9 protein-coding genes are annotated in these 15,661 nt (G+C 51.8%); all 9 read right to left on the bottom strand.

Translation table 11 applies throughout. The features are described 5' to 3' along the window. Window positions 1-151: 151 nt before the first annotated feature. On the bottom strand, window positions 152-1,024 hold the full coding sequence (locus IEW26_RS27965) for a sugar phosphate isomerase/epimerase family protein (protein ID WP_188594783.1): 873 nt from the start codon (window positions 1,022-1,024) through the stop codon (window positions 152-154). 12 nt (window positions 1,025-1,036) lie between these two features. After that, window positions 1,037-1,915, bottom strand: coding sequence for a sugar phosphate isomerase/epimerase family protein (locus IEW26_RS27970; protein WP_188594784.1), 879 nt, complete (start codon window positions 1,913-1,915; stop codon window positions 1,037-1,039). An 86-nt stretch (window positions 1,916-2,001) separates the two neighbouring features. Then, entirely contained in the window at window positions 2,002-5,112 is a 3,111-nt protein-coding gene (locus IEW26_RS27975) for an alpha-mannosidase (RefSeq protein ID WP_188594785.1), read from the bottom strand. Beyond that, window positions 5,109-7,421 carry a glycoside hydrolase family 3 N-terminal domain-containing protein gene (locus IEW26_RS27980; protein WP_188594793.1) on the bottom strand — a complete coding sequence of 771 codons (2,313 nt, stop codon included), beginning with the start codon at window positions 7,419-7,421 and terminating at the stop codon, window positions 5,109-5,111. Before IEW26_RS27980 ends, IEW26_RS27975 begins: the two co-directional genes overlap by 4 nt. A gap of 146 nt (window positions 7,422-7,567) precedes the next feature. Beyond that, entirely contained in the window at window positions 7,568-9,808 is a 2,241-nt protein-coding gene (locus IEW26_RS27985; protein WP_188594786.1) for a helix-turn-helix domain-containing protein, read from the bottom strand. A gap of 234 nt (window positions 9,809-10,042) precedes the next feature. Beyond that, a complete protein-coding gene (locus tag IEW26_RS27990; protein WP_145405783.1) occupies window positions 10,043-11,677 on the bottom strand; it encodes a type 2 periplasmic-binding domain-containing protein in 1,635 nt (544 codons plus the stop codon). Window positions 11,678-11,869: 192 nt separating this feature from the next. Then, on the bottom strand, window positions 11,870-12,778 hold the full coding sequence (locus IEW26_RS27995; protein ID WP_111273468.1) for a carbohydrate ABC transporter permease: 909 nt from the start codon (window positions 12,776-12,778) through the stop codon (window positions 11,870-11,872). A 15-nt stretch (window positions 12,779-12,793) separates the two neighbouring features. Next, a complete protein-coding gene (locus IEW26_RS28000) occupies window positions 12,794-13,738 on the bottom strand; it encodes an ABC transporter permease (protein WP_229730089.1) in 945 nt (314 codons plus the stop codon). Window positions 13,739-14,086: 348 nt separating this feature from the next. After that, window positions 14,087-15,499 (bottom strand): alpha-L-fucosidase, encoded by a 1,413-nt coding sequence (locus tag IEW26_RS28005; protein WP_373288596.1) that lies wholly within the window; start codon window positions 15,497-15,499, stop codon window positions 14,087-14,089. Window positions 15,500-15,661 lie beyond the last annotated feature (162 nt).

Here is a 15,661-nt window from a genome sequence, read left to right on the forward strand (position 1 = left end):
TTGTGATCATTGGAACTTATGCCTCACCCGTGACTCTCAGGTGTTTATTGGAAAAGGCTTTGCTCCACATGTCAAAAAGAGCCGCGATCTCGCGGCCCGGAAGGGATAACATGTCATTTGATATTTGCACAGCATACTCTGGCAACCCATTTTAGGCTTCGTCCCAGAAGCGGCGCAGATTGTCCATGGCGATTTTGGAAGCGGCTTTGCATTCCTCCATGCCTTCGAACTCCACCGTGATATTGCCATCATAGCCGGAGTCTTTGATCAGCTTGACGATTTTGCGAATAGGAATATCCCCTTGACCTACAATTGCACCACGCAGGAAGTTGCCATAGGTTGTCGTGAACCACTCCCCTTCCCCTGGATGCTCGTCATATGGACGGAAGTAGAAGTCTTTGAAATGGATAAGCGAAGCATACGGCAGATTGTTCATCACTCCGATGATCGGGTTCTCATCCACACACATAAAATTGCCGATATCCAGCGTCGTTTTGAAGTTTGGTCGATCGACAGCATGCAGCACCCGCTGTACCCGATCACTGGCCTGTACGCTGAAGCCGTGATTCTCAATCGTAGTAGTCATTCCATACTGAGCTGCGTAATCCGCAATGATCTGGCTTCCTCTGACCATCAGCGGCAGATGCTGCTCGAACCAGGCAATCGTTGTACTCTCCTTCGGCAGCCTGAAGGCAGTAACGTCATGGCGCAGATGCCGAACACCCATAAGGTGTGCCACATCCACATGTCTCTTGACCCGGGCCACCTCTTCTTCAAAAGCCTCTTCTGTCTCCTGCACAAAATTAGCCGGCATGGAATAGTTCGACAGCTCGATGCCCGCAGCTGCGGCTCGCTCCCGAATGGCATGGGCAAGCTCATGATTGTCCTCCACGGTATATCCGTAAGGCACCATCTCCATATGCTCGCCGCCGTTTGCTGCAATCCAGTCAATGACATCCAGCACCGTCATGGCTCCCGAATTCAGATCATTCAACAAACTGTACGTGCTCAGGCCAATCTTCATCTGCTCCACTCCCTATCGTCGATATCGCTCAATGAATTGCACGGCTTTACGAATGTCCACTTCCGGCTGGTGACCTACCTCACGCTCAATAGTCAAATACCCCTTATACCCAATCTCCTGCAGTGCGGCAAAATACGCATCAAAATCAACTGCCCCTTCACCCAGCGGCACTTCCCGGAAAAAGGTACCCGAAGCGACCATTTCAGCAATTTTTTCATGATCCATAGGCGCATACCCCACCGCACCGTATACATCGCGCGGATCAACCTCTTTCAGACGCAAACCGTCCTTCACATGGGTGTGCACGATGTAATCCTTGAGCAGCTTCACACCCTGCACCGGATCATCCCCGGTGACCATCACCATATTGGCCGGGTCAAAATTGACGGACACTCCGTTTGTGGAGAGTGTGTCCAGAAAGCCTTTCAGATCAGCAGCCGTTTCCGGTCCAGTCTCAATGGCAAAGTAGGCGCCTGCGCTTTTCGCATATTGCCCCAGCTCCTCACAAGCGGCGTGCAGGGTGGCATATACCTCTGAGGAGGCATCATGCGGGACAATCCCGATATGCGTAGTTACAATATTTGTGCCCAGCTCAAGAGCCAGATCGACAATTCGCTTCGATTTTTCCACTTTCCATGCATTATCCGCCTGAACCTGAAAGCCGTGACCGCCCAGATCGCCAACCAGCGCTGAAATCTCGAGCCCCAGACCATCAATGTAGCTTCGAAGCTCTTTACGTGCCGCAGCAGACAGATTTTCGGGGTCCATCTCCCCCTTCACCGCATAGATCTGCACACCTTCTGCACCTGCGTCCTTGGCTTTGATCAGCCCTTCCCTGACCCCTACGCCAAAGCTATCCACGATGACACCGATCTTGTTCGTTAATTTCATGTCGTACCTCCCGCGAATGATTGGATGGATAATCCTGTTTTTTAAACACGCTCAGCCCATTGTACGTTCGATACCTATTATATACATCAGCTCAATGGAACAAGCTTCACCGATTTGATCTCAAAGGGCCTGAAGGTCAGTTCAAAAGCTCCGTCTTCACAGGCAAGCGACTCTAACTCATCCTCCAGCAGATTGATGATGGACGCACGGACATGCTGTTCACTCCACTTCACCTGCACCTTCTCCCGCCCTCCACTTGATTCATAGAATCGGAGCACTGCGCCTGTTCCGTCTTCCGATACCTTGATTGTATCCAGAATGACATGTTCACTCTGGAATTGAAGCCAGCTGTGTCTGGAAGGCTGGGTGCCCCTATGCGGAGTCGCCGCAACAACCTGCACAGGATGATTCAGCTCCATGGCGCGCTGCACAACACTCGCCTGACGCCAGTCTCCCGCATGCGGCAGTACAGCGTACGTGAACTCATGCTGCCCTTGATCGGCGTGCACATCCGGCCATTTGGGCGCTCGCAGGAGGGACAGGCGGATCATCCGATCCTTGATGTCATAACCATACTTGCAGTCGTTCAGCAGACTGATGCCGCTGTTACCCTCCGAAAGATCAGCCCAGCGATGCCCGCAGACCTCAAACTGTGCCCGTTCCCAGCTTGTATTGTTATGGGTCGCACGTTCCAAGGCACCAAACGGAATCTCATACGTTGCTTTGGCTGCCACCAAATCTGCCGGGAATGCTACCTTGAGCAGCTTGTGGCTCTCGTTCCAGTCTACACTTGTCTTGAAATCTACCCGGCGCTGGTGATGATACAGAATCACATCCTGGCTAATCTGCGAATCGTTCAGCTGCCAGCGAAAACGCAGTACATCCTGCACAGCGCTGCGCTGTACAACCTCTCTGGATACGAGCTGAACAGTCCCCGCCCGCTGCGATTCAAATCGCGGATCAATGTCCCACGCATCCCAGTATGTCGGTCGGTCATGGAAAAGCTGCCATTCATTCGCTTTGTCTCCCGGCTTCAGCCATTCACGTTCTACCGTTTTGTCATACCATCTCGTGATCTCGCCCAAGTCGTTGAACTCCAGCGTGTAAAATGCAGTTTCCCATCGAGCAGGAATTGGCTCCAATCCGGATTGCTCCGCGATCGAAATAACGTCCTCCGACTCTCGAAGCCATATCGTGCTGTACCCGAAAGCCGGAATGGAAGGAACAAGAATATGCAGACTTGCCCCGCCTTCATAATGCTCGGCCTCACTAACCAAACGATTGCCAGGGCAATCATACGCTATCATTCCGGCCAGCTCCGCTCCCCCGGAGATGCAGATCACTTCACTGCGCTCCCAGCCAAGGCTGTTGAAGATCACGTACGGTGTGCCAGGTACTTCATCTGTTGTAACGGTGTTGGTGAGTGCGCCAAGTGTATGCTGTAGGACGTCATTGCCCATGGAAAACACCTTCGTATATTCCTCGGCAGAGGTAACGTATACTTCAGGGATGGACGTGCCCGGGATGATGTCATGGAACTGATTCAGCATCATCAGCTTCCAGCCTTCATCCAGTACTCCCTTGTTATGCGTGACCCTGTTGTCATCTGCCCCGAACTGGCTCCAGATCTCTGCTTCGCGATAGAGCACCTCGGCCTTGCGATTACTTCGTTTGTTCCTCGCATGGGTTGTATAGGTTCCGCGGTGCAGCTCCAGATACAGATCACCATGCCACTTCGGCAGTGTCGGTTCACCTGCCTCAATGCCTTCAAAAAATGCCCCGGCCGTGCTGAATCTGCTGACAGGCTGCCCCACCATCAGGTGAGCACGCTCGGCAAACTCCACCATCTCATGCGTCACACCGCCGCCGCCATCGCCATGACCATAGAGCAGCATCTGCTCCGGATGTACGTCCTTTTGTTTGAAGGACTGCCAGTGCTCATCAACATCCTTGGGACGTGTATGCTCGTTCACACCATGGTTGAGGTAAGCCAGCACGGATGTACCGTCAATCCCTACCCAGTCGAACAGATCATACGGGAACACATTCGTATCATTCCAGTTTAATTTGGTGGTCATAAAATAAGGAATGTCCGCAAGCCGCAAAATCTGCGGCAGTGAAGCGCAATACCCAAACGTATCGGGCAGCCACTCGATATTTGAACGCTTGCCAAACTCTGACTGATAAAACTGCTGCCCATACAAAATCTGGCGCACAAGCGATTCCCCGCTTGGAATGTTCAAGTCCGGCTCCACCCACATGCCGCCAACAAGCTCCCAACGCCCTTCGGCAATCCGAGCCTTCACCCGTTCATACAGCTCTGGATAATGCTCCTTCACAAAAGCATATAACTGGGGCTGGCTCTGGGAATACACAAAATCCGGGTACGTGTCCATCAGTGTGCACATCGTAGAGAACGTTCGGCTCGACTTGCGCACCGTCTCCCGTACAGGCCAGAGCCAGGCCACATCAATGTGAGACTGTCCAACCAGATGCATAAAGCCGCTTCGGTACTGCTCCGGGTCTGCCTGCTGTACGTGCTGAGCGAGTCTCTGCTCCAGTTCCTGCAGCCACATTCCATCCTGCCAACGACACGGCTCATGATTCATCTCATCCATCACCTGATGCATTGCCCGGATCAGTGCTGTGCGCTTGGCATCTTTCTCCGGCAGGACCTGCAACGATTCGGAGAGCACCATTATGCTGTACATCAGGCTCTGGAGCGGTTGATTCACATGCACCAGTGCAGCTCGTATCCCCTGAATGGGAGGCTGAATCACTGCCTGCCGATTGAGCGGATCATGCGGTTCAGGGATCGGGTCATACAGTTCGATCTCCAGCTTCGGTTCAGCGCCCACACGCTCTATTGGCAGAGGCACAAAGGAATGATTGCGATCCAGTCCGTGATAAGGAACCCCATTCACCTTGAGCAAACCTTCCCCGCCCGCTTCAAAAAGAAATCCGACAGCCTGGCCCTGCCACGTCTCGGGAATCTGCACGGTTTTGCTCAGAAAATAGGTTGTTCCGTGCGTGCTGTTTAACGGATTTAAAGGCTGCGTTACTGTTGCCTCCACCACGTACTCATATTCTCCCGGCAGCATATATCGGGCTCGCTGCATCTGCCACTCTGGAAGTTCTACCACATCCAGCCACTGCCGATGCTTGATATCTTCAATGAATCGTTGAATTCGAATCATACGGTCACCTCCACTTGCTGTACCTGCAGACTGCATGCCGTCCAGTCCACCGAGCTGCGTCCGACCATCAGCTTGAATTCACCCGGTTCTACGATGGACTGGAGACGGGAGTCGATCAGGGCTAGATGTTCCTTATGCACAGGGAACGTCACTGTACGAGTCTCCCCTGGCTCCAGATGGATTTTGCGAAAACCTTTCAATGATATCTCTGCCCGGGTGACAGAAGCCGACACATCGGTGATGTACAGCTGCACAACCTCTTTGCCTGCCACTTCTCCAATGTTCGTAACCTCCACTTGCACCTCGGCCTGCTCATCTGGCCCGATGACCTCCGGGGTAACTCTCACGTTGTCATACTTGAATTGCGTATAGCTCAGCCCATGTCCAAACGCGTACTGCGGCGCAAGGTCCATCTCCAGATACCTTTTGCCGCGCGTCCGCTTGGCATGATAGTACACGGGAAGCTGTCCCTCATGCTTGGGAATGGAAACCGTCAGACGACCGGATGGATTCACATCCCCGAACAGGATATCCGCAACGGCATTTCCACCCTCCTGCCCCGGGTACCACGCTTCCACAATCGCTGGGATATGCTCGTCAATCCAAGGCTCGGCAATCGGGCGTCCATTAATATAGACCACAACAACCGGTTTCCCCAGTTTATATACTTCCTGCACCAGTTCCAGCTGCACCCCCATCAGATTCAATGACGAGCGGTCAATGCCTTCCCCGCATTCCATGTCATTCCACGGATCATCTGTCACCACAGACGCACCCGTGCGCAGATCAATCGTACCTTCGCCAAAATCACGCGCACTTGATCCGCCCATGACCATGACGATCACATCTGCCTGCTCGGCAAAAGCAAGCGCCTGCGGGAATCCTTCTCTTGAATCTCCCTTGATGCGGCATCCGGGTGCGTACAGCACCTGATCCGAACTGGCTCCAAGCTTGCGTTTAATACCATCCAGCACCGTGACAATCTGCTCCCTTGGCTGTGGTGACGTATAGTCTCCAAGCTGGTTATACATATGATTGGCGTTCGGCCCGATGACAGCCAGTTTAATGCCTTGTGCAGCAAGCGGGAGCACATTGCCTTCATTTTTCAGCAGTACGATGCCCTCTTGTGCCACTTCTCTCGCAAGCTGCACATGCTCCTCACAGCCAATCACACGTTCAGCAAAATCAGGATCAACATATGGCTGCTCGAACAAGCCCAGCCTGAATTTCTTCTCCAGCACCCGCTGTACAGCCAGGTCCAGCTCCTTCTCCTCCAATAAACCCTGCTCCAGTGCCTGTGCCAGATGTTTGCGGTACATGAAACCCGACATTTCCATATCTACACCTGCCCGAAGAGACTGTGCTACAGCCTGTTCGCCGTTCTCAGCCGTGTTATGTCCGTTCACCAGCATCTGAATGGCTCCAAAATCCGTAATTACAAATCCGTCAAAGCCCCACTCCTCCCGCAAAAGGTCATGAAGCAGATACGTACTGGACGTACAGGGTACGCCATCAATCTCGTTATAAGCGGTCATGACCGAGCAGGCTCCGGCTTCCACTGCTTGTTTGAACGGCAGCAGATCGATCTCATGCAGCTCACGCATGCCCATGTGCACAGGTGCTGCGTTGCGTCCTCCCTCCGAGCTGCCGTATGCTGCAAAATGTTTAAGTGTCGCCACTACGGTATGGTTGGAATCCAGGCGTTCCCCCTGCAATCCGTAGATCGCTTCCACGGCAAACTGCCCGATCAGATACGGGTCCTCGGCAAAACATTCCTCCGTCCGTCCCCATCTCGGGTCACGCACGACATCCAGCACTGGAGAATACGTGGCTGCGCCGCCCTGACTCCGGGTCTCCACAGCAATCGCCTCACACATACTGTGATACAGCTCGGTATTCCACGTACTGCCTACTGTCAGCGGTACAGGAAAAACCGTTGAACCAATCGCCATATGCCCGTGGGAGCACTCTTCTCCGAACAGAATCGGAATCCCCAAACGGGAATGCTCTATTGCATAGCGCTGAATCACATTTGTTGCTACCGCCCCTTGGCGCGGTGTCAGGCCCGTCTCCAGGGTGACCTCTGTCCAGGGATCAGCTCTGAGCACACCGTATAGCGAGCCAACACCACCCTGCGCCAGTTCCGCTTTGAACTCTTCCGTTATCTGTACGGTGCCATCTGTCTCTTTCTTGTACATCCTCCAGCCCATAGGCTGAATCAGCTGCCCGATCTTCTCTGCGGTAGTCATTCGTTCAAGCAGGTCCTGAACCCGCTGCTGAATGGGGAGCGAAGCGTCTTTGTAGCCCATTTGCGTTTGCATGTGCACATTCTCCTCCTGTGTTTGAGTTGGTCTGGCACGGCTATCACCAGCATCACCTGACTAGCAACTCCCGAGTCTATCACCTGCGCTGCCAGCACCCCTTCACACTTACTATACTTTCAACCTCACCGCCTTCACATCGCCTTGCGATAGTCACTCGGAGCCATGCCCACGACATTTTTAAAAGCCCGGTTGAAGGAATTATAGTTCGTGTACCCCACTTCTTCGCTGATCTCCTGAATAGCTTTGTCCGTCTCCTGCATGAGCTGCTTCGCCTTTTCGATGCGGTGACTGATGAGCAGATCCACAAACTTCTCTCCAAGCTCATCTTTGAAAAGCTTGCTCAGATACTTCGGATTGATATCGAACAGATCACTCAGGTAATTCAGAGACAGGTCAGGATTGGTATAGTGCTCCTCGATATATTTGCGAATCTCCAAAATATGTGATCGATGCTTGCGAGAGCATTGCAGTGACTGCATCTGACGGGCCAGTTCCCGGAAACCCTCCAGACACAGCTCTCGCAGATCGTCCAGCGTCTCCCAGCCTTCCAGCCTTGGCAGCAACGGTGTAAATATCGCAGCCCACGTCTCCTTATATTCCTGCGGCAGCTCGGCAAATTCCCGATTATAATGCTGGAACAACAACTGCACCGTGTTCATAATCTCCTGCCGCGACAGGACAGACTGGCGAATCTGCTTGAACAGCCGCTCGAAATGCTGCTCCCAGACCTCATCCGACAGCCGCATCGCCTGCACCAGCAGGGAGATTGTTTTTAGAAACTCATACACATCATTGGTGGAATTCGGTACGTCACTGCATGGAATAATACGATTGGTGCCAAGCACAGCCTTGTATTCCAGCGCGTGTACAGCCTCTTTGAGGGAAGCTCTCAGCCCGCGAAGATCAACCGCAACCCGGCCTACCCCGATCGTGACGGTAAAATTCAGATATTGCCCGATCCGGTCCAGATAATCGGTGAGCAGACGTGCTTCCATCTCTTCCGAATGCTCTGTCTCCGGCAGCCAGAGAATCGCATAAAGCCACTGTTCGGAGACCCACTCGGCCCACACGTCTGTTCCTTCATGCCGCGCACTTTCCTGAAGAATGCTGGACAGCACAAATTTCAGAAGAGCCTGGTCCTGCTGGTGGTACTCGGCTTCAAATACGTCATACCGATCCATCTCCACCACCAGCACAGCCCAGCGATGCTCCAGTTCCGGCAGCTTGAACCTGCTCATATTGGCAGACAGCTCATGACCCGAGTAATCGCGTGTACCTTCGAGCAGCTCCTGAAAGAAGACCTTTTTCTGCAAAATCAGGTTCTCCTCATGCTCCTCCTGGTACTGCCGTGTCTGATCAATCATGCGCTCCAATGTCGTATGAATAAAACGGAACTCATTCTCCTTGCCATAATTCAGCGCAGACGGCTTCTGTGAAGATACGGTCTGGATCAACGTCACGATCTGCTGAATGGGCTTGTAGTTTCTGCGAGTCACATAGACGACCCATGCCACCCCGACCAGCACAACACCAGCAGCAAAGATAAACCAGATATTATAAAATTGCAGGGCAAACTTGACGATCTTTCCGTTGTTCAGCCCGGTCTGCACCTTCCAGCCGCTGTAGCTGGACGTAAATTCAGAGAATACTTCTCCCGAAGCCGCTGCGGTTTTGGAGGCAAGGGTAGGGCCAGACATGATGTGATCTTCAGGCATTCCGTTGTTCCACAGGCTGCCTCCTGCCCGGTTGTAAATGTTTACAAACGTAAACTCCGGGTCATACATCTGCATAATGGATTTGCGCAGTGTGTTCAGCTCCACATTTGCCACAACCAGCCCCCGTCCGTTGGCGGCATTGCGTACAATCGTAATCACCTGCTCCGCTGTCTGGGATGGGAACGCCTTGAATGACCGCGCACCGACCCACTTCTGCTCATCCCTGGAGCGGCTATCTTCAATAAATGTAGCATCCGGGAAATCATGAATTGGCATAGCCTTACCGTTGCTAAAAACCGTATTATCGCTGTATCTGACCAAATACACCGAGTCAATCAGCGGATATTCTATCTTCAACTCATCGATGACCTTGACTGCCTGAATGCCGGCATATACATCCTCGCTGCCAGATACCGAGAAATAATTTTTCAGATTGGAATTGGTCAAAATCTCGCGCAGCACCTTGAAATCAATCGAGCGCAAGGAGTTGTCCAGATACTGTGTGACCTGTGAGGCCAGAAATTCATTCGCCTTGAGTGCTTCCCTGCGGTTCTGCTCATTAAAAATTTGGAAAAAAATAAAAAACAGAATCGTCGTCACAATAAAAAATATAGGCAAATACGATAACAGCAAACGTCTAAACCAATTGTTGCTCATCTCCCGCGTCCCCCCACCAATTCCATTTCATGCTGCATGACGACAACCACTTGCCTTGTTCACTGAATTTTCGTAAATATGCTGTACATTATATCGAATGACGTGGGGTTGTCATAGGAGAGGACTGCCCCGGTCACAGGTGACAGACGGGACAGTCCATATATATAAATTGAACTATTCAATTACACGATAACGGAGTGGACTGTGTAATATTTTTGGTTCAACTTATATAGATTACTTTTTCTCAATTGCACGCTGATAAATATCCAGATAATTGCTCAGGCCAAGACCATCGAATCCTTTGACATAGGAATCCCAGTCCTTCTCAATGCTCTTGCTGCCAATGATGAATTGCGCCATATTGGTCTGCACGTAATCTTTGATCGCTGTCGTCAGCTGAGCTGCTGACTCCGTATCCTCTGGACGGATAAATACGTTCGCTGGGTAGACCTCTTTCGGCGCATATGGTGCGTATACATTCGTCGCTTGGGCGAGGCGTGTACCGTATCCTTCCGCTGACAGCGGGTCCTGCCCCTCTGCAAACAGATTGCGGAACGTGTTGGACAAGTCATGCGCACCAATCTGTGACCAGCTCTCGTTCACCACTACGTTTGGATCACGTTCAGGCAGATTATAGTAGCTGTACTTGGCAGGCTCGCCATTGATGTTTTTCTCATCCGGATCAGCTTTCTTCCAGCCCTTTCCTTCTGTCGGCCCGTACTCTGCGTACAACGCTCCCTCTTCACTGAACATATAATCCACGATTTTGATCGCAGCGATCTGCTGCGCTTCGGTTGCTTTGTTGGTGATCGCAAATTCGAACTCGCCTACACTCTGTGTTGCCCCTGTGGTCTGCACACCATCCGGCCCTTTCAGCGGCGGCACGATATCCCAGTGCTGGTGGCGGGTAATATTTTTGTCATACGTATTCACCAGATAGCTGACGAGTGCAGTTGTAATGGAGCCAACCACCTCATCACCTTCCTTATTCCCCAGCTGACCTACAGCCTGGTCATTCTGCGTGAAGGATGCCGGATCAATCAGGCCTTCGGCATACAGCTTGTGCATGTACTCCAGCCCTTTCTTCCATCCTTCCTGATTGGCCGCAAAGCTCACCTTGCCATCGTTCACAATCAGGTATTTGTCGTTATCATTGTATATAAAGCTGTTCATCAAGTACGCATCAATATTGCCGTTCCATACATATTTGTTCGGAGCACCTGTGAGCGGAATCTCGTCGGCTTTACCGTTGCCGTTCGGGTCCTGTGTTTTGAACGCCTTCAGAACGGTGTACAGTTCGTCGGTCGTTGTAGGCATTTTCAGACCCACCTTATCCAGCCAATCGGTGTTGATCCAATATTTCTGGGCATACGTACAGTGGTAGCACTCGTTAAAAATAGGCAGGGCGTAGATGTTGCCATCCGGTGCCGTAATGGCATCCTTGAAGTACGGCTTCTCCTCCATCACTTTGGTCAGATTCGGGCCATACTGCTTGATCAAGTCCTGAAGCGGCAGGAACACACCTTGTTTACCATAGGTTTGCAGGTCTGAGGTCGTGAACTTACCGTGGAGAAAAACTTCAGGATAATCGCCACTGGCAAGCAGCAGCTGTCTGCGGTCCTGCAGCGCATCGGTCGGAGCCAGATCCCATTTCAGCTTGACGTCGAATTTCTTCTCGATAAACTTGGTAAATTCATTCTCTTCCATCGACGCTTTGCCCTGCGGAGCAAAAAAGGTCATCGTAACCGGGCCGCCGCTCTCGCCGCTCCCCTCGCTTCCCCCCTCTGCCTTCTCGGACGAATTGCATGCCGACAACAAAGCCATTGAAGCAAAGATCAGAAACAACATCGAAATCCAGGATTTTCTCAATCTGACTCCTCCTTTTTGTTCATAACGGCAAACCTTGGGTCATGCTACACGGGTATACAGGTTTCTGAAAACCAATCCCGGAAGCCGGCGCGTGCCCCCACCTCCCTTCAAAGGCCGACTCCCGCTGGAGTTATAGCAGAACACGTATATGATCGTGATACAAATAAAGATGATCCTCTATCCTCTGGCAGATTAACCTTTGAGGGAACCCACCATGACCCCTTTGACAAAATGCTTTTGTACAAATGGATACATGATCAGGATCGGAATACTTGCGACAACAATGAGTGCATATTTCAATACCTGCTCGAACCCTTGATCTCGCAGCTGCTGGCTTGTATTGGCAAGCATCGCCGGGTCAGCCGCGTTCAAAATGAGCAGATTACGCAGCACATACTGCAGCGGGAACAGCTTCTCGGAACGCAGATAGATGAGCGCATCGAAATACGCATTCCAGTGACCGACCGCATACATCAGGGTCATGACCGCCAGAATCGGCTTGGATAGCGGCAGCACAACACTGATTAGATATCGGATATCCCGGCAACCATCCATTTCTGCTGCTTCCCCAAGCTCTTCCGGGATGGAGGATTGGAAAAACGTACGGGCAACGATAACCTGAAACACCGCAAGCGCTCCGGGCAGCCACATCGCCCAGCGGGTATCCAGCAGATGAAGATCCTTCATCAGCAGGTAGGTCGGAATCAGACCCCCGTCAAAAAACATCGTGATCATCATAAAGATGATGATTGCTCCCCGTCCGTAGAACGATTTGCGGGAAAGCGGGTAGGCCAGCATGACGGTCAGCGCTACGTTAATAAAGGTACCGACCACGGTGTAGAGGATCGTGTTGTAGAAGCCTAGCATGAGCTGCTGGCTTTTGAAGATGGAGATGTACGCCTTGATATTGAAATCCACCGGGAACAGCCACACTTGACCGGATGTTACGGCACGCGACGAGCTGAACGAGGAGCTGACAATGTACAAGAGCGGGTAGAACACCGTCAACAGAATGGCGATGAGAAAAATATAATTAAGCGTCATGAAGATGCGGTCCCCGATCGGGTCCTTGATCCGGTTACGGTTCATCCGTTTAAACATGGATACACTCCTCCTTTACCACAAGCTGTTCTCGGATACTTTGCGGGAAATGCTGTTAACGATAATCAGCAGAATCAGGTTGATTACGGAGTTGAACAATCCAACGGCCGAGGAAAAGCTGAAGTTGGCTCCGATCAGACCGACCTTGTACACATACGTGGAGATCACCTCTGAGGCACTCGTGTTAAGCGGGTTCTGCATCAGATATATTTTTTCGAAGCCCACGCCCATAATGCTGCCGAGACTCAGGATCAGCATGATCACCGTGACCGGAACAAGGGTGGGCAGGTCAATGTGCCATATTTTCCGCAGCCGGGACGCACCGTCCATCTTCGCTGCTTCGTACAGGGACGGGTCAACTCCCGCCAGGGCCGCTATATAGATGATGGAGGAGTACCCCATCCCCTGCCATACCCCTGACCATACATAGATGGACTTGAAGTATTCCGGAATGCCCATGAAGTTGGTCATCGGGAAGCCCAGCATGGAGAACAGCTTGTCAACAACGCCCACATGCGGGGACAGCATCAGAATGATGATGGAGACCATAACAACGGTAGAGATAAAATGCGGAGCATACGTAACCATCTGCACAGTCTTTTTGAAATATCCCGTTCGAATCTCGTTCAGCGCCAGCGCCAGCAGGATCGGGATCGGGAAACCGGCAAGCAGGGAGTAAAAGCTGATGCCAATCGTGTTTTTGATCAACAGCCAAAAGTTCGGGGATTCAAAAAAAGCCTCAAAATGCTTGAATCCTACCCAAGGGCTGCCCCAGATGCCCTTGACTACACTGAAATCCTTGAAGGCAATCTGTACACCGACCATCGGAATGTACTTGAAAACCAGCAGATACAGTACAGGGGGCAGCACAAGCAGGTAAAGCTCCCAGTGCTTCTTGAGGCTTCGGATGAATGGATGCTGCCGCTTGGGCTCCGCCTGATTCATCTGCTGCAGGTCCATGTTCGCGGGTATGCTTTCCGTAGCTCGACTCATTTGCGTCACTCCTTCTCATACCTCAAGTGTAATAATACATTACATTTAGATCCCTTAAATCTTCTTTTTAGAGACTGGTTCATGGCTTGCGATCTAATCAATGTCAACATTCATATCAGGTAGCGCTTTCTTGATTTGATAGTACCTTGCCGGGGGCTTTTTGATCAATTTGCAATTTTCTCCGACCTCTCTTTATTCCAAAAACCCTTGCGGATCAAGCGTTTAAACCCGTATATCTTCAGGAATTACATCTCATATGTATCCAAAATAAAATTCCGAGGGCTCTTATATCTCCCCCGGAATTGACATGTATGTTTATGATGTGGTGACCAATCTGAACGTATGTGTGATGGGTGCTTCCCCTTCCGTAGCGGATCGCGGCAGCTCCACGAGCAGCCCATCTGTCGTCTGCTGATACGAAAGTACGTCATCGCTACCTACAAGTTCAACACGCTCTACCTTTTCCAAATAAGGAATGATCAGTTGCTGTTCCAGGTTCTCGTTCTCGTTGCGATAGATGCGGAAAGCATAGACGGTATTAATGTCTGCCTTTTGTGTAAAGGCCCACTCCTTCGTAAAGTATGGTGCGCAGATGCGGGTGCCATATATGCCCTCGCCGTGGGTGTTCAGCCATTCCCCCAGTCCCTGAATGCCCCGAATCGCTCCTTTCGGCAGGCGGCCATCCGGCTGAGGACCAACATTTAATGCCAGGTTGCCACCTTTGGACACGACCTCAAGCAGTATGTGGGCAAGCTGACGCCCTGATTTGTACTGATCATCGAAGCCAAATGCAAAGGAATGTCCCACGGTAATACAGCTCTCCCACGGGATATTCATCGGATGCTCCGGAATCGTTTGCTCCGGGGTTACGATGTTCTCATACGGCCCGCCAACAGTACGGTCGGCAGACAGAAGCCATGGCTGCGTTGTTTTTCTTGCCCGCTCAACCACTTCACCCAGCCGGATATCCTGCCCGTGGCGGCCTTCACGCACCCAACCCGCATCCAGCCACAAGCATTCGATGCGCCCGTAATTCGTCAGCAGCTCCATAATCTGCTCATGGGTGAACTCCACAAATTTCTCCCACATCCATGGATACTTGTGCGGATCGTATGAAGGCCCGCGCCACATATGGCGCCCGCGCTCCATACCCGGAGCCCAGTAATACGGGGTATGCCAGTCGGCTTTGGAGAAATATGCAGAGATGCCGAGCCCCTTGGCCCGGAAAGCATCGAACAGCACCCGGCAGATATCGGCGTATTTGTGCTTGTGGAACGGCGTGTCCTTTCCCGTGATCCGGTAATCGGTTGTTTTCGTATCCCACATACAGAAGCCGTCATGATGCTTGGTCGTGAACAGGAAGTATTTAAAGCCGTTGTCTGCGGCCATCTGTGCCCATTGCTCGGGCTGGAATCGGATCGGATTGAAGGTTTTGTTCAGGTCGAAATATTCTCGCTTGAAGTCTTCCATATCATCCGTCCAGTCGACGTCATCCCGCGACCAGTCGCCATCCTCATCGCTCAGCGCCCACGACTCCACCAAACCGAGCTGGGAGTATGGTCCCCAGTGCATCATCAGCCCCAGCTTCTGGTCCTTGAACCACTCCAGCCGTTCCAGCAGCAAGGGATCTTCAAGCTTTACCCACTCATCCTCCTTGCTAAAGTTGTGTACACCGGCTTCAACGATCTGCTCTTCCTGCTCTGGCAGTGGGATATTGGTTTCGGTCAAAAGGGTCATCTCCTTAAGTTAAAATGTCTCACGTTATAACAAGATAAGATTTACACTGGGGCACTCCGATTGCAGTACCATCTTTCGATCGCTGTTATCCCCGAATTTATTTGAACTATTTCCCTGATGGGGAAATCCGGGAATAAAGGCGCACGCTTCGCT

The organism is Paenibacillus silvae (assembly GCF_014639235.1).
In the GTDB taxonomy this organism is placed as follows: Bacteria; Bacillota; Bacilli; order Paenibacillales; family Paenibacillaceae; genus Paenibacillus; species Paenibacillus silvae.